Origin of the sequence: Compostimonas suwonensis (assembly GCF_002797855.1) — a bacterium.
Taxonomy (GTDB): Bacteria; Actinomycetota; Actinomycetes; order Actinomycetales; family Microbacteriaceae; genus Compostimonas; species Compostimonas suwonensis.
In genome coordinates, this window is sequence record NZ_PGFB01000004.1 from 243928 (window position 1) to 262134 (window position 18207).

The 18207-nt window shown below is 71.5% G+C and carries 14 protein-coding genes; 7 read left to right on the forward strand and 7 right to left on the reverse strand.

Features of this window, described 5'->3' with window-relative positions:
• Positions 1 to 131: 131 nt before the first annotated feature.
• The 4 genes from CLV54_RS12270 to CLV54_RS12285 all read right to left on the reverse strand — a co-directional run bounded on the left by CLV54_RS12270 (position 132) and on the right by CLV54_RS12285 (position 4535).
• Positions 132 to 794: a response regulator gene (locus CLV54_RS12270; protein WP_100345269.1), complete on the reverse strand. Its 663-nt coding sequence runs from the start codon at positions 792 to 794 to the stop codon at positions 132 to 134.
• Entirely contained in the window at positions 791 to 2125 is a 1335-nt protein-coding gene (locus CLV54_RS12275; RefSeq protein WP_157802948.1) for a sensor histidine kinase, read from the reverse strand. The genes CLV54_RS12270 and CLV54_RS12275 overlap by 4 nt, the downstream gene beginning before the upstream one ends.
• 291 nt (positions 2126 to 2416) lie before the next feature.
• Complete coding sequence (locus tag CLV54_RS12280) at positions 2417 to 3748, reverse strand: M50 family metallopeptidase (protein ID WP_100345512.1); 1332 nt, start codon at positions 3746 to 3748, stop codon at positions 2417 to 2419.
• A 97-nt stretch (positions 3749 to 3845) separates the two neighbouring features.
• Positions 3846 to 4535, reverse strand: coding sequence for a TetR/AcrR family transcriptional regulator (locus CLV54_RS12285; protein ID WP_100345271.1), 690 nt, complete (start codon positions 4533 to 4535; stop codon positions 3846 to 3848).
• 171 nt (positions 4536 to 4706) lie between these two features.
• Here CLV54_RS12285 and CLV54_RS12290 point away from each other — a divergent pair, with 171 nt between their 5' ends.
• Positions 4707 to 5624, forward strand: coding sequence for an NAD-dependent epimerase/dehydratase family protein (locus CLV54_RS12290; protein ID WP_100345272.1), 918 nt, complete (start codon positions 4707 to 4709; stop codon positions 5622 to 5624).
• Positions 5625 to 5626: 2 nt separating this feature from the next.
• Here CLV54_RS12290 and CLV54_RS12295 read toward each other — a convergent pair whose 3' ends face one another.
• Positions 5627 to 6364: a hypothetical protein gene (locus CLV54_RS12295; RefSeq protein WP_157802949.1), complete on the reverse strand. Its 738-nt coding sequence runs from the start codon at positions 6362 to 6364 to the stop codon at positions 5627 to 5629.
• Positions 6365 to 6454: 90 nt separating this feature from the next.
• A complete protein-coding gene (locus CLV54_RS12305; RefSeq protein WP_211294540.1) occupies positions 6455 to 7534 on the reverse strand; it encodes a 1-deoxy-D-xylulose-5-phosphate reductoisomerase in 1080 nt (359 codons plus the stop codon).
• Positions 7535 to 7724: 190 nt separating this feature from the next.
• On the opposite strand from CLV54_RS12305, the gene CLV54_RS12310 reads away from it, so the two are divergent.
• A complete protein-coding gene (locus CLV54_RS12310; protein ID WP_245861677.1) occupies positions 7725 to 11702 on the forward strand; it encodes a Pls/PosA family non-ribosomal peptide synthetase in 3978 nt (1325 codons plus the stop codon).
• 3 nt (positions 11703 to 11705) lie between these two features.
• Complete coding sequence (locus CLV54_RS12315) at positions 11706 to 13043, forward strand: M1 family metallopeptidase (RefSeq protein ID WP_100345275.1); 1338 nt, start codon at positions 11706 to 11708, stop codon at positions 13041 to 13043.
• 17 nt (positions 13044 to 13060) lie between these two features.
• Here CLV54_RS12315 and CLV54_RS12320 read toward each other — a convergent pair whose 3' ends face one another.
• Entirely contained in the window at positions 13061 to 13726 is a 666-nt protein-coding gene (locus CLV54_RS12320; RefSeq protein WP_157802950.1) for a 4'-phosphopantetheinyl transferase family protein, read from the reverse strand.
• 55 nt (positions 13727 to 13781) lie between these two features.
• Here CLV54_RS12320 and CLV54_RS12325 point away from each other — a divergent pair, with 55 nt between their 5' ends.
• The 4 genes from CLV54_RS12325 to CLV54_RS12340 all read left to right on the forward strand — a co-directional run bounded on the left by CLV54_RS12325 (position 13782) and on the right by CLV54_RS12340 (position 18197).
• A complete protein-coding gene (locus CLV54_RS12325) occupies positions 13782 to 15119 on the forward strand; it encodes an aminotransferase class III-fold pyridoxal phosphate-dependent enzyme (RefSeq protein ID WP_100345277.1) in 1338 nt (445 codons plus the stop codon).
• Between the two features lie 10 nt (positions 15120 to 15129).
• Positions 15130 to 16074 (forward strand): hypothetical protein, encoded by a 945-nt coding sequence (locus CLV54_RS12330; protein ID WP_100345278.1) that lies wholly within the window; start codon positions 15130 to 15132, stop codon positions 16072 to 16074.
• Positions 16075 to 16247: 173 nt separating this feature from the next.
• Positions 16248 to 16931: a lysophospholipid acyltransferase family protein gene (locus tag CLV54_RS12335; RefSeq protein WP_100345515.1), complete on the forward strand. Its 684-nt coding sequence runs from the start codon at positions 16248 to 16250 to the stop codon at positions 16929 to 16931.
• 99 nt (positions 16932 to 17030) lie between these two features.
• Complete coding sequence (locus tag CLV54_RS12340; RefSeq protein WP_100345279.1) at positions 17031 to 18197, forward strand: OmpH/Skp family outer membrane protein; 1167 nt, start codon at positions 17031 to 17033, stop codon at positions 18195 to 18197.
• The last annotated feature ends 10 nt before the right edge of the window (positions 18198 to 18207 follow it).

The window sequence follows — 18207 nt, forward strand, 5'->3', positions numbered from 1 at the left end:
GTGGACCGACGACTCAAGCCTCCTCATCCGCGGCCTCGGGCGAATCTGCCGGGGGGATGCTGTTCGGCTGCTCCCGGGGGAGCACGTCTCCGCGGCGGGCGAGATGGAGAGCGAGATGAAAGTGCGGCCGGCTACTGCCAGCCGGGCGCGATGAGCCCCGTCTCGTACGCCGTCACGACGAGCTGCACCCTGTCTCTGGCCCCCAGCTTGCTCATCATGCGCGAGACGTGGGTCTTGGCCGTGAGCGGGCTGAGATAGAGCTTCGCGGCGATCTCCTCGTTGGTCAGCCCGGCCCCCACCAGAACGAGGACCTCGCGCTCCCGGTCGGTCAGCACGGCGAGCGCCGCCGGATCCGGGATGTCGCGCAGGCCCACCGAGACGCGCTCGAGCAGTCTCTTGGTGACGCCGGGAGAGAGCAGGGCGTTGCCGTCGGCGACCACGTGGATCGCCCGGATGAGCTCGACGGGCTCCGTGTCCTTCACCAGGAAGCCGCTCGCTCCCCCGCGGATCGCGCGAGCCACGTAGTCGTCGAGCTCGAACGTCGTGACGACGACGACCCGGGTCGCGGCGAGACGCTCGTCTGCCACGATCGTCTCCGTCGCCCAGAGCCCGTCGCCGTCCGGCATCCGGATGTCCATGAGCACGACGTCGGGTCGTTCGCGGTCGACGAGCGCCACGACCTCGCGGCCCGTGCCCGCCTCGCCCACGACCTCGATGTCGGGCTCGGCGTCGAGCAGGGCGCGGAATCCAGCGCGGATGAGCTGCTGATCGTCGGCGATCGCGACCCGGATCATCGTTCCACCCCTCTCGGCAGGCGCGCCACGACCCGGAAGCCGCCGCGCGGACCAGGGCCGGCGTCGAGGCTGCCGCCGATGAGCTCCGCGCGTTCGCGCATTCCCAGCAGGCCGCCTCCCGGCACGGGGTCGTTCGCTCCCCGGCCGTCGTCGGCGACCGTCACGACGATCGTGTCGCCCTCCTCGGCGAGGCTCACCCGGACCTCGGATGCCGCGGCATGCCGCACGACGTTGGTGAGCGACTCCTGCACGATCCGGTACACCGCGAACTGCACGGCGCCCGGGGGCTGCACGGTCAGGCCGTCGTCGAGCCGCACCGAGAGGCCCGGATGCGCGACCCGCGCCACGAGCGCCGGCAGCTGCGCGAGATCGGCCTGCGGCGTGAGCGGGGCGTCGGGCGCGCCGGCCTGCCGGGCGGAGTGGGCGAGAGCGACGGAGTCGGCGGCGTGAGCGAAATGGGCGGACTCATCCCGCTCGCCGGACTCGGGCTCGGCCCGGAGCATCCCGAGCACCTGCCGCACGTCGTCGAGGGCGTCTTTGCTCGTGACCTTGATGTTGGCGAGCGCCTCACGCGCCCGCTCGGGCTGCTGCTCGGCGAGGTGCAGGCCGACGCTCGCCTGCACGTTGATCTGCGACAGCGAGTGGGCGAGCACGTCGTGCAGCTCCCGGGCGATGCGCACCCGCTCGGCCTGCTCGGCGCTCAGGCGACGCCGGCTCGACTCGGCGCGGAAGGCGCTCATCCGCTCACGACGCGAACGGATGACGCCGCCGATGCCCAGGCAGATGACGATGCCGATCGTGGTCGCCACGATGCGGAACGGGTTCCAGTCGAGACCGATCGCCGCGCCGATCGTGACGCACAGCAGCCAGCCGGCGGCGACGGAGGCGAAGGCCCAGACCCGGGCGCCGCGCGCCATGCCGAGCACGATCGCGAAGGCGAGGGAGATGTAGGGCGGGCCGTGATCGGGGGCGACGAGCAGGTCGGTCGTCGCGGCCGCGGTCACGAGGGCGACGACGGGGCCGGGGAAGCGCCGGGAGGCGAGCAGGGCGAGCGGCCCGAGAAGGGCGAGCCCGATGGCGAGCGCCGCCGTCGCGATGTCGCCGTCACCGGCGCGCCCGTTCCCGGCGCGCAGAGAGGACACCGAGAAGAACACCGCCGCGGGCACCTGCACGACGAAGGAGAGGATGACGGGGATGAGCAGCACGGCCAGTCGCGGCATCCGGAATCGCGGCTCCTCGCCCGCCCACGACGGCGGGCCGCCCCAGCCGCGCGGCACAGCCTGCTCCCGCGGCGCCGTCGGGCCGCGCTGGGGCACCCCGGACTGTGGCATCCCTCGATCGTAACGAGCGGGTGCCCTCGCGGCATCCGTTTCACAGACCATCGGCGCATACTCCCCCGGGAGTACGCCCCGCCCCCGCTCGTCCCTTCCCACCCACCCACCCACCCACCCACCCACAACGACGGAGATTCTGCACCTAGGAGCCGTTTTCACCCCCACTCGCGCCGAAAAGCCGGATTTCTCCGTCGTTGTGAGGGGGGGGTGCGGCCGCTTGAGGGGGGGCAGCCGTTTGAGGGGGTACGGCCACTTGAGGGGGCACGGAGTGAGGTGAGCGGTCGAGCCTCAGCCGAACAGGTTGACGGGCTTGACGATGTCGGCGTAGAGCAGCAGCGCGCTCATGCCGCCGATGATGAGCACGACCACGTAGGTCACCGGCATGAGCTTCGCGAGGTCGACGGGGCCCGGGTCGCGCTTGCGGAAGATCTTCGCGAAGAAGCGGCGCACGCCCTCGAAGAGCGCCGCGGCGATGTGCCCGCCGTCGAGAGGCATGAGCGGCACGAGGTTGAAGACGAAGAGCGCGACGTTGAGCGAGGCGACGATGCCGACGAGCCCGGCGGCCTTCTGCTCGAAGGGCACCTGGTCGGTCGAGGCGAGCTCGCCCGCGAGACGGCCCACGCCCACGACGCCGATGGGGCCGTTGGGGTCGCGCTCCCCCGGCCCGAAGGCGGCGTTGCCGACGTCGATGAGGCGCTGCGGAAGGTTGAGGATCAGGTTCGCGACGCTCACGATGTTGTCGCCGACGGCGGGCAGCACGGTCGCGGGCGACTGCGGCACCATCTCGCTGGTCGGCAGGATGCCCACGAAGCCCGCGGCGACGGTCTCCGGGGTGCCCTCGGCGTCGTTCACGACGTTGCCGTCGGCGTCGAGCACGTAGCGTTCGGAGACGATCGGCGTGACCTGCAGGGTCTTCTCGCCGCCGTCGCGCTGCACGACGATGTCGATCTCGGTGTTCGGCGACTCGCGGATGGCCGCGTTGATCTGCGGCCACTCGGTGATCGCCTGGCCGTCGATGCTCACGATCCTGTCGCCGGGCAGGATGCCGGCTGCCGCACCGGGCGCGGCCGGGTCGCCGCTCTCGCACGTCTGCCGCTCGCTCGAGGCGGGCAGGGCGCACGCCGAGACGGAGGCGATCGTCGTGCTGGGCTGCGCGCTTCCGAAGCCCATGAGCAGCACGCCGAAGAGCACGACGGCGATCACGAGGTTCATGAACGGCCCGCCGAACATGATGACGATGCGCTTCCAGACAGGCAGCTTGTAGAAGGCCCGCGACTCCTCGCCGTCGCCGATCGTGTCGGCGCTCGCGGTACGGGCGTCCTGCGCCAGCTGGTTGAAGAATCCGGTGCTCGCGTTTCGGGCTCTGCCGCCGGGTGTCGAGGGCGGGAACATGCCGATCATCGAGATGTAGCCGCCGAGCGGGATCGCCTTGATGCCGTACTCGGTCTCGCCTCTGCGCTTCGACCAGACGGTGCGCCCGAAGCCGATCATGTACTGCGTCACCTTGACGCCGAAGAGTTTGGCGGGCACGAGGTGCCCGATCTCGTGGAGCCCGATCGACAGGGCGAGGCCGACGACGAGCACGAGCACGCCGACGACGAACAACAGAACGGATTCCAGCACGTGTTCAGGGTAACGGCGGCAAGCTGCGAGCGTGCTGGAGGATCGCTGAGATGGTCGCCCGTACGGGAGCCGTCGAGCCGGGAACCGGGGCCGCTCAGATCCCGAGCCGCGTCGCCATCTCGTCGATGAGGTACTCCGTGTAGGCGTCGAGGTCGTCGACGACGCGCACGTAGTGGCCGAAGAGCTCGAAGGAGAGGTGGCCGATGAGCTGCGACCAGACCATCACGCCCACGGCGAAGGCCTCGGCGACATCCGGGGTGCCGGACATGTCGGTCGCGAGGCGCTCGAAACCGGGCGCGACGGCACGGCTCGCCTCGGTCGAGGGCGGCGCGATCCCGGCCGCCCGGGCGTCTGCGACGATCGTCGCGATGAGCACGCCGATCATGCTCGCCGGCGCGATGGTGTCCTGCGGAGCTATGTAGCCGGGCACGGGCGAGCCGTAGATGAGCGAGAAGCGGTGCGGATGCCGCAGAGCCCACGCCCGGGCGCCGCGCACGATCGCGGCGAGCCGCCCGCGGTAGTCGTCACGGGCGGGGCGGCTCCCGGCCTCCGTCGCCGCGTCGCCGAGCATCCGGTAGCTCTCGATGATGAGGTCGGTCAGGAGGGCGTCGCGGCTCGGGTAGTAGCGGTAGATCGCGGAGCTCACGAGCCCCATCTCGCGGGCGACGGCGCGCAGGGAGAGGCCGGGGGCGCCCACCTCGCCGAGCTGTCGCGCGGCGAGGTCGAGGATCTCGGCTCGGGTCGCCTCGCGGGCGCGCTGCCGGGGCGTCGTCGTGTCTGCCATCGTGCCATCGTGCCACAGGAGGAGAGGTTCGAGCGAGCACCGCTCACTGAAGAGAGCACTGCTCTTGACAGATCGACGGGAAGAGTTCTAGATTCAGAGAGCACTGCTCTCGTTTTCTCGCATCCTCGCCCTCTCGGCATCACTCGGACCATCCCAGACCTTGGAGATCACATGACCCGCCACCTCGTCGTCGGAGCCGGACTCATCGGCCGCCCCGTCGCTGAAACCCTCGTCGCCCGCGGAGACGAGGTCGCGCTCGCCACCCGCAGCGGCACCGCGCTCGACGGGGCGCGCGCACTGACGCTCGACGCGAGCGATCCCGTGGCGTTCGCCGCGGCGGCCACCGGCGCGCAGACGATCTTCCTCTGCACCAACCCGCCCTACCCCGAGTGGGCCAGTCAGTGGCCGCCCGTCTTCTCCGCCGCCATCGAGGCGGCGAAGGCCTCCGGCGCGAGCCTCGTGGTCATGGGCAACCTCTACCCCTACGGCGTGCCGAGCGGCCCCATGACCGAGCACAGCCCCGAGCGCACCACCGAGAAGAAGGGCCTCATCCGCAAGGCCGGCTGGGACGCCGTCCGCGCCGCGCACGAGCGCGGCGAGATCCGCGCGGTCGAGGTGCGGGCGAGCGACTACTTCGGCCCGGGCGCGACGGGGACAGCGCACCTCGGCGAGGACTTCTTCGGCGCGCTGCGCGAGTCGAAGACGGCCAGGATCGTGGGCGGCGCCGACATCCTGCACAGCTGGAGCTATCTGCCCGACATCGCGGCGACCCTCGTCGCGGCGGCCGACCACGAGGGCGAGTGGGGCCGGGTCTGGCACGTGCCGAGCGGTCAGCCGCTCACCCGCCGCGAGATCGCCCGCCAGGTCGACGCGGTCTACGGCAGCCACGGCCGCGTGTCGTCGTACCCGCAGTGGATGCTGCGCTCACTCGGCTGGTTCAGCCCGATGATGCGCGAGATCCACGCCTCGAGCTACCAGTTCGTCACGCCGTTCGTGATCGACTCGGCCGAGACCGAGCGCGAGCTCGGGGTCACGGCGACTCCGTGGGACGAGGCCCTTCGCACGACGGCCGAGTCGTATCGGGCCTGAGCTCAGACTCCGAAGTTCGGGTACGGAGCGAAGATCTGCTCGATCGGCTCGCTCGAGGGATCGGACGTGAGACCAATGGAGTAGCTCAGATCCATGCCGTTCTCCGACCCGATGACCGTCTCCTCGAGACCGATGAAGAGCACCTCGCGCCCGTCGGCGTCGTAACGCTGCGCCGATGCGGAGGGGAAGCTCTCGACATCCGCCCCCAGATCGCCCACTGCGAAGCCGTCGGTCGTCGAGACGCCGACTCCCGGAACGGCCTCGGGCTCGGTCGCGCTGACCGAGAAGTCGTACTGCCAGGGCTTCTCCGTCGGCACCTCGGCGTCGAAGAGGCGGAAACCGCCCCAGATGTACCTCGTGATCGGAGGCGTCTCCATTCCGGCGGGGATCTCCTCGACCGTCGGCTCGATCCCGAGCTGCGCGGTGACCGCGTCGATCGCCGATGCCGCGGGATCGAAATATCCGAAGGACGCGAGAGCCGCACCCTCCTCGTCGACGATCGAGAACGAGGTTGCGCCGATGACGATCCCGGCCGCCCGGCTCACCGCCGGATCGGCGCTCGGCGTGGAGGATGTCGCGGGATCCGCGCTCGGCGTGGACGTCGCGGCATCCGCGCTGGGCGACGGCGTGGGCTGCACGGGTGCTCCGTCGACGCAACCGCTTACGGCCACGGCCACGGCCGCGGCGATGACCGCCGCCATCAACATCTTGGTTGCCCGCACGACTTCCCCGTCTCTCATGTCAGACCTCGAACTCAGTCAGTCTATGAAAAAACTGTGGCGCACTGTTCTTTGCGTCACAACGATCGCATAACGCGGATTCCCGGAAGATCACCCTCCGATGAGCTGCCCGGCGGTCGCCCTCGCCCAGGCCTCCGCCTCGGCGAGGGACTCGCGGCTGAGGAGGCCGGAGGCCGCGTGCGCGTCGACGACCCGCTCGACCGTGTCGAGGATGCCGAGGTAGCCGATCCGGCCCGCGTGGAAGGCCAGAACGGCCTCCTCGTTGGCCGCGTTGAAGACCGCGGGATAGCTGCCGCCCTCGACGCCGACCCGCTTGGCGAGCGCGACGGCCGGGAAGGCGGCCTCGTCGAGCGGCTCGAAGGTCCAGGATGACGCGACCGTCCAGTCCAGCGGCACTCCGACGCCTGCGACCCGCCGCGGCCAGTCGAGGCCGAGGGAGATGGGCAGCCGCATGTCGGGCGGCGAGGCCTGGGCGATGGTGGAGCCATCCTGGAACTCGACCATCGAGTGCACGATCGACTGCGGGTGCACCGTCACGTCGATGTCGTCGTAGGGCACCCCGAAGAGCAGGTGCGCCTCGATGACCTCGAGCCCCTTGTTGACGAGGGTCGAGGAGTTCGTGGTGACGACGAGGCCCATGTCCCAGGTGGGGTGGGCGAGCGCCTCTCGCGGAGTCACGTCGCGCAACGACTCTCGTGTGCGGCCGCGGAACGGTCCGCCGGATGCCGTGAGCACGAGCCGGCGCACCTCTCCCGCCTCGCCCGAGCGCAGGGCCTGCGCGATCGCGGAATGCTCTGAGTCGACGGGCACGATCTGGCCGGGAGCCGCGATGCCGGTCACGAGCTCGCCGCCCACGATGAGCGACTCCTTGTTGGCGAGCGCGAGGGTGCGCCCCTCTTCGAGCGCGGCGAGTGTCGGGCCGAGGCCCACGGAGCCCGTGATGCCGTTGAGCACGACGTCGGCGTCGACGTCGCGTACGAGCTGCTCGGCCCCGGCGGCGCCGAGCGCTGTGTGCTCGACCGAGAACTCGCGGGCCTGCTCGGCGAGCAGCGCGCGGTTGGAGCCGGCCGCGAGCCCCACCACCTCGAAGCGGTCGCGGTTCGCGCCGATCACCTCGAGCGCCTGGGTTCCGATCGAGCCGGTACTTCCGAGAATCACAACACGTCGCACGGTGACCATCATCCGGCACCGCGACGCGACCCGCCAAGAACGGGCCTCTCGCGACGAGCCCGCGCGGCGGATCCGCGCGGAGGAAACTAGTGTGTTGTTCACCGCTCGTCCACATTTCCGCTCTAGGGTCTCTGCTCGGGCAGCCGTTCACTCGAGCCTGTCCCGAGCACGACGATCGAGGGGACTGGCAGTGACCGACGGCGAGACCACACCGCCCCCGGGGCTCCTACTCGCGGGCGAACGCGCCGCAACGCCGCGCACTCTCCTCGAGATCCTGCGCGAGACGGCCCGCGAGAACCCCGAGTCCCCCGCCCTCGCCGACACGGCGGGCGACCTCAGCTACCGGGAGCTCCTGCGCGCCGTCAACACGGCGGCCGCCCGGCTGAGCCTCGCCGGGGTGCGTCGCGGCGACCGTGTCGGTGTGCGCATCCCCTCGGGCAGTCGCACGCTCTACGTCTCCATCCTCGCGATCCTCGCGGCAGGCGCGAGCTACGTGCCCGTCGACGCCGACGATCCCGAGGAGCGCGCCGAGCTCGTCTTCGGCGAGGCCCGGGTCGTGGGGGTCGTGGGCGCCGACGGCGTGCTCGTGCCCCGCGAGGGCAGCATCGGCGGCGACGGTGACGGGCCGGATGCCGCGGGCCTCGCCGATCGCGAACCGCCCACCACCGGCATCCCCACCATCGGCTCGCCCACCGGCACCATCCCGGCCGTCGGCAACCCCGAGCCGCACGACGACGCCTGGATCATCTTCACCTCCGGCTCGACGGGAACCCCCAAGGGCGTCGCCGTCACCCACCGCTCGGCCGCGGCCTTCGTCGATGCCGAGGCCCGCATCTTCCTGCAGGACGACCCGATCGGCCCCGGCGACCGGGTGCTCGCGGGGCTCTCGGTCGCCTTCGACGCCTCCTGCGAGGAGATGTGGCTCGCCTGGCGCAACGGGGCCTGCCTCGTGCCCGCGCCGCGCTCGCTCGTGCGCTCGGGCGTCGACCTCGGCCCCTGGCTCATCGCGCACGGCATCACGGTCGTCTCGACCGTCCCGACCCTCGCGGCGCTCTGGCCGCCGGAGTCGCTCGAGCTCGTGCGCCTGCTCATCTTCGGCGGCGAGGCCTGCCCGCCCGAGCTCGCCGAGCGTCTCGCGGTCGACGGCCGCGAGGTCTGGAACACCTACGGCCCCACCGAGGCGACCGTCGTGGCCTGCGCGGCACGCCTCACGGGCGAGTCGCCCGTGCGCATCGGCCTGCCGCTCGACGGCTGGGATCTGGCTGTCGTCGACGAGAACGAGCAGCCGGTGACGGCCGAGGGCGCCGTCGGCCAGCTCGTGATCGGCGGTGTGGGCCTCGCCCGCTACCTCGACTCGGCCAAGGACGCCGAGAAGTACGCGCCCATGCCCACACTCGGCTGGAAGCGCGCCTACCGCAGCGGCGACCTCGTGCGTTTCGAGAGCGCCGGCCTCGTCTTCCAGGGCCGCGCAGACGACCAGATCAAGCTCGGCGGCCGGCGCATCGAACTCGGCGAGATCGACGCGGCGCTGCAGGCCCTTCCCGGGGTCGCGGGCGCCGCCGCGGTCGTGCAGACCACCGCGGCGGGCAACCAGATCCTCGTCGGCTACCTCGCCCCGAGCGATCTGACCGCCGACTTCGACACGGATGCCGCGGTGCGGCGCCTGCGCGAGGAGCTGCCCGCCGCTCTCATTCCCCTCCTCGCCGTCGTCGACTCCCTGCCCACGCGCACCTCGGGCAAGGTGGATCGCGCGGCGCTCCCCTGGCCGCTCACCTCGGCCTCGGGCCCCGCTGCCGCCGACGGCGAGCTGGGCCTGACCGAGACCGGCGTCTGGCTCGCCGAGCGCTGGACGGCGATCCTCGGCAGCGCGGTCTCCGGCCCCGACGACGACTTCTTCGCGCACGGCGGGGGCAGCCTCACGGCGGCCCAGCTCGTCTCCGCGATCCGCGAGCGGTTTCCCGAGACGACCGTCTCCGACATCTACGACCACCCGCGCATCGGCGCGCTCGCGACCGAGCTCGACGCCCGCGCGCCGGTCGTGGCCCGGGCCGAGCGCACGGTGCTGCCGACCCCGCTCGGCTCGCAGTGGCTGCAGACCCTGCTCGGCATCCCGCTGCAGATCCTCGTGGGCCTGCGCTGGCTCGTCTACCTCCTGACCGCCAACAACGTGCTCGACTGGTTCGGCGTGCACAGCTGGGCGCCCACGGTGTCGTGGTGGTGGATCCTCGCCGGCTTCGTCGTGCTCATCTCCCCTGTGGGGCGCATGGCGATCTCGGTCGGCGCGGCGCGGCTGCTGCTGCGCGGCCTGCAGCCGGGCGACTACCCGCGCGGCGGCTCGGTGCACCTGCGGATCTGGCTCGCCGAGCAGGTCGCCCTGCTCGTGGGCGCCGCCAACCTCGCCGGCGCCCCGTGGATCAGCTACTACGCCCGCGCACTCGGGGCGAAGATCGGCCCCGGCGTCGACCTGCACAGCCTCCCGCCCATCACGGGCATGATGAAGCTCGGCGCCTACGCGGCGATCGAGCCCGAGGTCGACCTCTCCGGCTACTGGCTCGACGGCGACGTGCTGCGCGTGGGAACCGTGCAGGTGGGCGCCGAGTCGACCGTCGGATCGCGGAGCACCCTGCTGCCGGGCAGCAGGATCGGGCGCAAAGCCCAGATCGCGCCCGGCTCCGCCGTGCACGGGCGGGTTCCGGCCGGCGAGCTGTGGGCGGGCTCGCCCGCCGAGCGCATCGGCAAGGCGCGTCCCGGCTGGCCCGACTACCGCCCGGCCCGCAACACCCGCTGGCTCGTCGCCTTCGGCGTCGGCTCCGCCGCGCTCTCCGGCCTGCCGGTGCTCTCGGTCGCGCTCGCCGCCCTTCTCGTGGGCTCCGCGGTCGTCGGCTCGCCGACGCTTGGCGAGGCCACCCTGCGGGCGCTCGGCATGCTGCCCCTCGCGACCCTCGCGGCAGGTGCGCTCTTCGCCCTGCTCACGGTGATCGCGGTGCGACTGCTCGGCATCGGCATCCGCCCCGGCCACCACCCCGTGCGCAGCCGGGTCGGCTGGCAGGTCTGGGCCACCGAGCGACTGCTCGACACCGCCAGGACCGCGCTCTTCCCCCTCTACGCGAGCCTCGTGACCCCGTTCTGGCTGCGGCTGCTCGGCGCGAAGGTGGGCACGAACGTCGAGGCCTCGACAGTGCTGCTCGTGCCCGCCATGACGACGATCGGCGACGGCGCGTTCCTCGCCGACGACACCATGGTCGCCTCCTACGAGCTCGGCGGCGGCTGGCTGCGCATCGACGAGGCGAAGATCGGCAAACGCGCCTTCCTCGGCAACAGCGGCATGACCGGGCCCGGCCGCACGGTTCCGCGCAACGGCCTCGTCGCCGTGCTCTCGGCGACCCCGCGCAAAGCCAAGTCGGGCTCCTCGTGGCTCGGCAACCCGCCCGTGCGCCTGCGCCGCGCCGTGACCGAGTTCGACGAGCGTCGCACCTTCCACCCGCCGATCGGCCTGCGCATCGCCCGCGGCCTGTGGGAGCTGTGCCGTCTCGTGCCCGTCGTGATCTCCGTCGCGATCGGCCTCTCCGTGCTCGTGGCGCTCGAGTGGCTCGTCGGCGAGATCGGCATCGAGTGGGCGATCGTGCTCTCCGGCGTCGTGCTGCTGGCGGCCGGAGCCGTCTCGGCAGCGGTCACGACGGTCGCCAAGTGGGCGCTCGTCGGCCGGATCGCCGCGCGCGAGCATCCGCTCTGGTCGTCGTTCGTCTGGCGCAACGAGGTCGCCGACACCTTCGTCGAGATGGTCGCGGCGCCCTGGTTCGCCCGCGCGGCGACGGGCACGCCCGCGCTCGCCTGGTGGCTGCGCTCGCTCGGGGCGCGCCTGGGCCGCGGCGTCTGGTGCGAGACCTACTGGCTGCCCGAGGCCGACCTCGTGACGATCGGGGCGGGCTCGACCGTCAACCGCGGCTGCGTCGTGCAGACCCACCTCTTCCACGACCGGGTCATGAGCCTGGATGCCGTGACCCTCGAACCGGGATCGACGCTCGGCCCGCACAGCGTGATCCTGCCCGCGGCGAGCATCGGCGAGCGTGCGAGCGTCGGGCCGGCATCCCTCGTCATGCGCGGCGAGCGCGTGCCCGACGGAAGCCTGTGGGCGGGCAATCCCATCGAGCCGTGGAATACTGCCTGAGTCATGTCTCTCATCCAGCAACCGGCCGGGATCGGCGCCCCGTCGGCGGGCGACCCGTATCTGCCGACGAGCGGCAACGCGGGTTACACGGTCGACCGCTACGACCTCGTGCTCGATTATCGCGTCGCGAGCAACAGGCTCAGCGGCCGTGCGACCATCACGGCGCGCGCGACGACCCGGCTGACCCGGTTCAGCCTCGACCTCGCCGGGCTCTCGGCCGACAAGGTGACCGTCGACGGCGGCCGCACGGCGAAGGTCGCCCAGGCGGCCGGCAAGCTCACCATCACCCCCTCCGCCGCGATCGCCGAGGGCGCGACCTTCACGGTGGTCGTGCGCTACTCGGGGGCGCCCCGCCCCCTCAACAGCCGCTGGGGCGAGGTCGGCTGGGAGGAGCTCACCGACGGGGTGATCGTCGCCGGCCAGCCGTGCGGCGCGCCGTCGTGGTTCCCCTGCGACGACCACCCGAGCGACAAGGCGACGTACCGCATCGAGGTCAGCTGCGAGTCGGTCTATCGCGTCGTCTGCAACGGCGAGCTCACGAGCCGCACCGTGCGGGCGAGCCGCACCACCTGGGTGTTCGAGACCCCCGAGCCCGTCGCGAGCTACCTCGCGACCGTGCAGATCGGCCGCTACGACGACGAGCTGAACGGCCCGGGGCCCGTTCCGAACCGCGTGTACCTGCCCAACGACCTGCGCGAGTCGGCCCAGGTCGACTTCTCACGCCAGCACGAGATGATCGGCGTCTTCGAGAGGCTCTTCGGCCCGTACCCCTTCGGCGGCTACACCGCCGTCGTCACCGACGACGAGCTGGAGATCCCGCTCGAGGCGCACGGCATGGCGATCTTCGGGCGCAACCACGTCGACGGCGAGCACGGCTCCGATCGGCTCATCGCCCACGAGCTCTCGCACCAGTGGTTCGGCAACAGCCTCACGGTCGCCTCCTGGCAGCACATCTGGCTGCACGAGGGCTTCGCCTGCTACGCAGAGTGGCTGTGGTCCGAGAACTCGGGCGGCCCCACCGCCCAGCAGCGCGCGAAGACCTCCTGGAACCGTCTGCGCGGCCTGCCCCAGGACTTCGTGCTCAGCGATCCGGGCCCGGATCTCATGTTCGACGACAGGCTCTACAAGCGCGGCGCCCTCGCACTGCACGCCGTACGCTGCACGCTCGGCGACGAGGTCTTCTTCACGATGCTGAGGGAATGGACCGCCGCCAACCGCTTCGGCAACGTCACGACCGCGGCCTTCGTCGACCACGTCACGCGCTATGCCCCCGAGGAGCGCGTGCGGCGTCTGCTCGCGGCCTGGCTCGATTTCCCCGCGCTGCCGACCCTGCCGCGCTGAGCGGGGGCGCCCCGGGGTCAGGGCTCGATCAGGGCGACGGTGCCCACATACCCGGCCGGCAGGACGCCGATCCCGTCGAGTTCACCGAGGTCGATGAGGCGCAGCCGCGGGGCACGGATGCCGGGAGCACGCCACTCGCGCAGGCGCGGGGTCTCCTCGCCGCCACCCCCGCCGCCTCCGTGCGGCACCGTGACCCGCAGGCTCCTCGGATCGACTCGCAGCCCGTGGCCGGTGGCCTTGAGCACGGCCTCCTTGCGCGTCCAGACGACGGCTCGGGCCCTGCCGCGGTCCTCGTCCGGAAGCCCATCGATCTCGGCCCTCTCCTCGGCGCAGAGGGCCACGTCGTCGAAGCCGGCGGCACGGACCCGGTCGACGGACTCGACGTCGAGTCCGATCGGGCCGAGGGCGCTCAGGGCGACGGCCTCGATGCCCGTCGCGCCGGCGCTGCGGCTCAGGCTCGCGTGGATGCGCGCGCCGCTCGGGAGCAGCGGGCGCACGACCTCGGGCTTGCCGTGGGCGCCCCCGCACCAGAGGCAGCGGGTCTCGAGCTCGACCCCGCTCTCGGCCGCGCCCGCGAAGGCCGCGACGGCCGCGATCAGCAGGCCGTGATCGTGCGGATCGCCCGCCGCGCGGGCGCGCACGACGATCCTGCCTGCACCGCCACCGATTCCTGCCAACTCCACACGACGATCATCCCGCGTAACGAGATGGCAATCATCCGCCACCTACGATGGCTGTATGACTCGTGATTTCTCCGTTCCCCAACAGCGCAAACTCGTCACCGAGCTCCCGGGCCCGAACTCGATCGCCCTGCAAGAACGACGAGTCGCCTCCGTGAGCCGCGGCGCCGGCACCCTCGCCAACATCTACATGGATCACGCCTCGGGCGCGATCCTCGTCGACGTCGACGGCAACCAGCTCATCGACCTCGGCTGCGGCATCGGCGTCACCACGATCGGCCACGCGCACCCGGCGGTCGCCGCCGCGGCAGCCGAGCAGGCCGCCAAGCTCACCCACACCCTCTTCACCGTCACCCCCTACGAGAACTACGTGCGAGTCGCCGAGAAGCTCGCCGAGATCACCCCCGGCGACTTCGAGAAGCGCTCCATCCTCGTCAACTCCGGCGCGGAGGCGGTCGAGAACGCCGTCAAGATCGCCCGCAAGCACACAGGCCGCCGTGCGATCGTGAGCCTCGACCACGCCTTCCACGGGCGCACGAACCTCACGATGGCGATGACCTACCGCCCCTGGCCCGAGCGCGCGGGCATGGGCCCGTTCCCCGGCGAGCTCTACAGCGTTCCCGTGAGCTACCCGTTCCGCGACGGGCTCACGGGCGAGGAGGCGGCCGAGAAGACCATCGACTACATCCGCACCCACATCGGCGCGAGCGAGGTCGCGGCGTTCTTCGCCGAGCCCATCCAGGGCGACGGCGGGATCGTCATCCCCGCCCCCGGCTACTTCACGCGCATCAGCGAGTTCTGCACCGAGAACGGCATCGTCTTCGTCGCCGACGAGATCCAGGCCGGCATCGCCCGCACGGGCACCTGGTACGCGATCGAGCACCACGGCGTCGTGCCCGACCTGGTCACGACCGCCAAGGGCATCGCGGGCGGCTTCCCGCTCGCCGCCGTGACCGGCCGTGCCGAGATCATGGATGCCGTGCAGCCCGGCGGCATCGGCGGAACCTTCGGCGGCAACCCCGTCTCCACCGCGGCAGCGCTCGCGACCTTCGAGGCGATCGAGCAGGAGGGCCTCCTCGCCGAGGCCCGCCGCGTCGAGCAGGCGCTCTGGGCCCGCATCGGCGACTGGGCGCAGAGGTTCCCCGTCGTCGGCGAGGTGCGCGGCAAGGGCGCGATGTTCGGCGTCGAGCTCGTTCAGCCGGGCACGATCACGCCGAACCCCGAGGCGCTCACCGCCGTGCTCGAGCACGTCACGACGAACGGCGTCATCGCCCTCGACGCGGGCAGCTGGGACAGCGTGCTGCGCATCATGCCGAGCGTCGTGATCAGCGAGGAGCTCATCGACGACGCGGCATCCGTCATCGAAGAGGCCCTCGGTTCGCTCTCAGCGAACTGACCGGGCGAGCATGAGCCGGGTCGCGGGCAGCACACGCGCACGAGCACGCGCCGTTCGCGCCGCCCTCGGCGTCGCGGCGGCCATGGCGGCCGTGGTGCTTCTCGTGCCGCTCGGCCTCGCAGCCGCGAACGCGAGCACGTCCGCGCCCTCGCAACCCGACGCCGGCGACTTCGATCCCGGCTACATCGTGAGCGACGACACCTTCTACAACGCCGACTCGATGACGGTCGACGACATCCAGCGCTTTCTCGACCGGCAGCCGTGCATCCCGAGCGGGGGCGTGCCCTGCCTCGCCGACTACGCCGAGACGACGAGCGACCAGCCCGATGCCGGCGCCGACCACTGCGCGAGCTACCGCGGGGCGCGCGAGGAGACCGCGGCACAGATCCTCTCGCGGATCGGGCGGGCCTGCGGCATCAACCCCCAGGTGCTGATCGTGATGCTGCAGAAGGAGCAGTCGCTCGTCACCCGGCCCGACGCGCGCGGCTACGACCGCGCCATGGGCTACGCCTGCCCCGACACGGCCGACTGCGACACCGAGTACTTCGGCTTCTTCAACCAGGTCTACAACGCGGCCTGGCAGATGCGTCAGTACACGAAGTACCCCACCCGCGCCTTCCGGATCGGAGAGCTGCCCGTGCAGCTGAGCCCCGACGCCGCCTGCGGGGCGCCGACCGTCGAGATCCGCAACCAGGCGACCGCGAACCTCTACAACTACACGCCCTACCAGCCCAACGAGGCCGCGCTCGCGAACCTCGGCGACGAGGGCGACGAGTGCAGCAGCTACGGCAACCTCAACTTCTGGCGGCTGTTCACCCTGTGGTTCGGCGATCCCCAGCACGAGCGCTTTCCGCCGTGGTGGGGCGGATGCCTGGGCCACGAGCACGGGCAGAGCTGCCGTTCCGCCTTCGAACAGCTCACTCCGATCCGCGAGACCGATGGAATCGCCCCCTGAGCCGCCCGCGCGTATTCCGACGGAGGCATGGATCCGCGAGTAATCTCGGGCAGGTGACGGAGCATGTGGCGGGGCAGGACGCCGAGCGTGAGGCGGAGTCCTCCGACCCTCGCGCGGCACAGGGCGCCGAGCCCGGCCGCCCCGGCGCGACCTACCTGCTCGGCAAGATCATCATGGCTCCCATCGCCCGGGTCATCTACCGACCCCATGTCAACGGCCGCAAGAACGTCCCCAAGAAGGGGCCGGTCATCTTCGCGAGCAACCACCTCTCGTTCATCGACTCGATCGTGATCCCGCTCATGGCGCCGCGACGGGTGCAGTTCCTCGCCAAGAACGAGTACTTCACCGGCACGGGATTTAAAGGCTGGGTCTCGCGCACCTTCTTCCAGTCCATCGGAGCGGTCGGCGTCGAACGCGGGGCCGGGCAAGCCGCGCAGGAGGCGCTCAACCAGGGTCGCGGCATCCTCGAGTCGGGCAGCGCCTTCGCGATCTACCCCGAGGGCACCCGTTCGCGCGACGGCCGGCTCTACCGCGGCCGCACGGGCGTCGCCTGGCTCGCTCTCACGACCGGCGCCATCGTCGTGCCGGTGGGCCTCATCGACACCGACAAGCTGCAGCCCGTCGGCTCGAAGATCCCCCGCATCCACCGCGTGACCGTGAGCTTCGGCGAACCGCTCGACCTGAGCTCGCACGGCCCGGCCGAATCGGGGCGCGCGCGGCGCAAGGCGACCGACGAGGTCATGGAGGCGATCCATGCCCTCACCGGCCAGGAGCTCGCGAACGCCTACAACGAGTCGCCGCCGGCCCACACCATCGAGCGGGTCAAGCGCGCGGTGCTGCGCCGCGAACGGCTCTGAGCTCTCCGGCCCTGCCCGCGGTTCTCCGGCTCTGCCCGCGCCCGTCGACGGCCGTTAACCTGCCGATGGTTTACTCTCGCTCTATCGAGAGAGGCGGCCATGAGCTCTGGCGACCCGCGTGCCTGGCGCCCGCCGGAGAACGACCTGCCGCCGCGTGACGACCTGCCCCCTCGTGACGGCTACCGGATGCCGCCCGGCTACTCCGTGCTTCCGGCGGGCGGCTACTATCTGCCCGACGACCCCGACGACGGGGACGACCCGTTCGCGGCCATGCGCCGCTCGCGCAACCGCCGCAACGCCTGGGTGACGGCCGTGACGGCCGTCGTCGTGATCGGCGCCCTGCTCCTCGCCCTCGCGAACGCGAAGGAGATCGGCTACCAGATCACCCTCTGGCAGTACCCGCCGTCGGCCGCCATCACCCGCATCGCCGACAGCGTCGCGTTCACCGAGGAGTCCCGCCGGATCTACTTCTCGAGCGCCCCCGCCCTCGAAGACGGCGGTCGCTTCACCGTCTCCTGCCCGACCATGAGCTCGGAGGACTTCTACCTCGGCTGCTGGGACGGCTCCCGCATCCACATCTACGACGTGACCGATCCCCGGCTCGCCGGCACGAACGAGGTCACGGCCGCCCACGAGATGCTGCACGCGGCCTTCGACCGTCTGAGCACGGCCGAGCAGGATGCCCTGGCGCCCCTCCTCGAAGCCGTGGCGGCGCGCTTCGGCCCGGACGACGAGCTGACCCGCACGCTCGCGCAGTACGACTTCGAGGCGACCGGCACCCGGATCACCGAGCTGCACTCCTTCATCGGCACCCAGATCGCCGACGTCGGCCCCGAGCTCGAGGCCCACTACGCCCGCTACTTCACCGATCGGACCACGGTGCTCGCGGCCCACGCGCAGTCGCAGGCGGTCTTCACCCAGATCGAGGGCGAGGCCGACACGATCGAGGCGGAGCTCACCTCCCTGGGCGCCGGGATCGAGGCCGACACGGCCCGCTACGAGAGCGAGACCGCGATCCTCGCCGCCGACTCCGACGACGTCAACCGGCGCGTCGAGAACGGCGAGATCTCGAGCCCCGCGGCCTTCGACGCCGAGTCGTCGCAGCTCCAGGCCCGCTGGGACGCCCTGAACGCGCTCCTGACCGACATCAACGCTCGCGTCGACCGCCACAACGAGCTCCGCATGCAGCTCGAGGCTCTCGGAACCCGCTACGAGGAGGTCTACACGGGCCTCGACAGCCGCCGTCTCGTCGTTCCGCAGTACTGAGCGTTTCCGG

Bases quoted from the DNA above. Each gene is read 5' to 3' on its own strand.
- CLV54_RS12275 (WP_157802948.1), bottom strand. From the start codon at position 2,125: ATGCCACAGTCCGGGGTGCCCCAGCGCGGCCCGACGGCGCCGCGGGAG.
- CLV54_RS12340 (WP_100345279.1), top strand. From the start codon at position 17,031: ATGAGCTCTGGCGACCCGCGTGCCTGGCGCCCGCCGGAGAACGACCTG.
- CLV54_RS12335 (WP_100345515.1), top strand. From the start codon at position 16,248: ATGGCTCCCATCGCCCGGGTCATCTACCGACCCCATGTCAACGGCCGC.
- CLV54_RS12290 (WP_100345272.1), top strand. From the start codon at position 4,707: ATGACCCGCCACCTCGTCGTCGGAGCCGGACTCATCGGCCGCCCCGTC.
- CLV54_RS12325 (WP_100345277.1), top strand. From the start codon at position 13,782: ATGACTCGTGATTTCTCCGTTCCCCAACAGCGCAAACTCGTCACCGAG.
- CLV54_RS12315 (WP_100345275.1), top strand. From the start codon at position 11,706: ATGTCTCTCATCCAGCAACCGGCCGGGATCGGCGCCCCGTCGGCGGGC.
- CLV54_RS12295 (WP_157802949.1), bottom strand. From the start codon at position 6,364: ATGAGAGACGGGGAAGTCGTGCGGGCAACCAAGATGTTGATGGCGGCG.
- CLV54_RS12270 (WP_100345269.1), bottom strand. From the start codon at position 794: ATGATCCGGGTCGCGATCGCCGACGATCAGCAGCTCATCCGCGCTGGA.
- CLV54_RS12330 (WP_100345278.1), top strand. From the start codon at position 15,130: ATGAGCCGGGTCGCGGGCAGCACACGCGCACGAGCACGCGCCGTTCGC.
- CLV54_RS12285 (WP_100345271.1), bottom strand. From the start codon at position 4,535: ATGGCAGACACGACGACGCCCCGGCAGCGCGCCCGCGAGGCGACCCGA.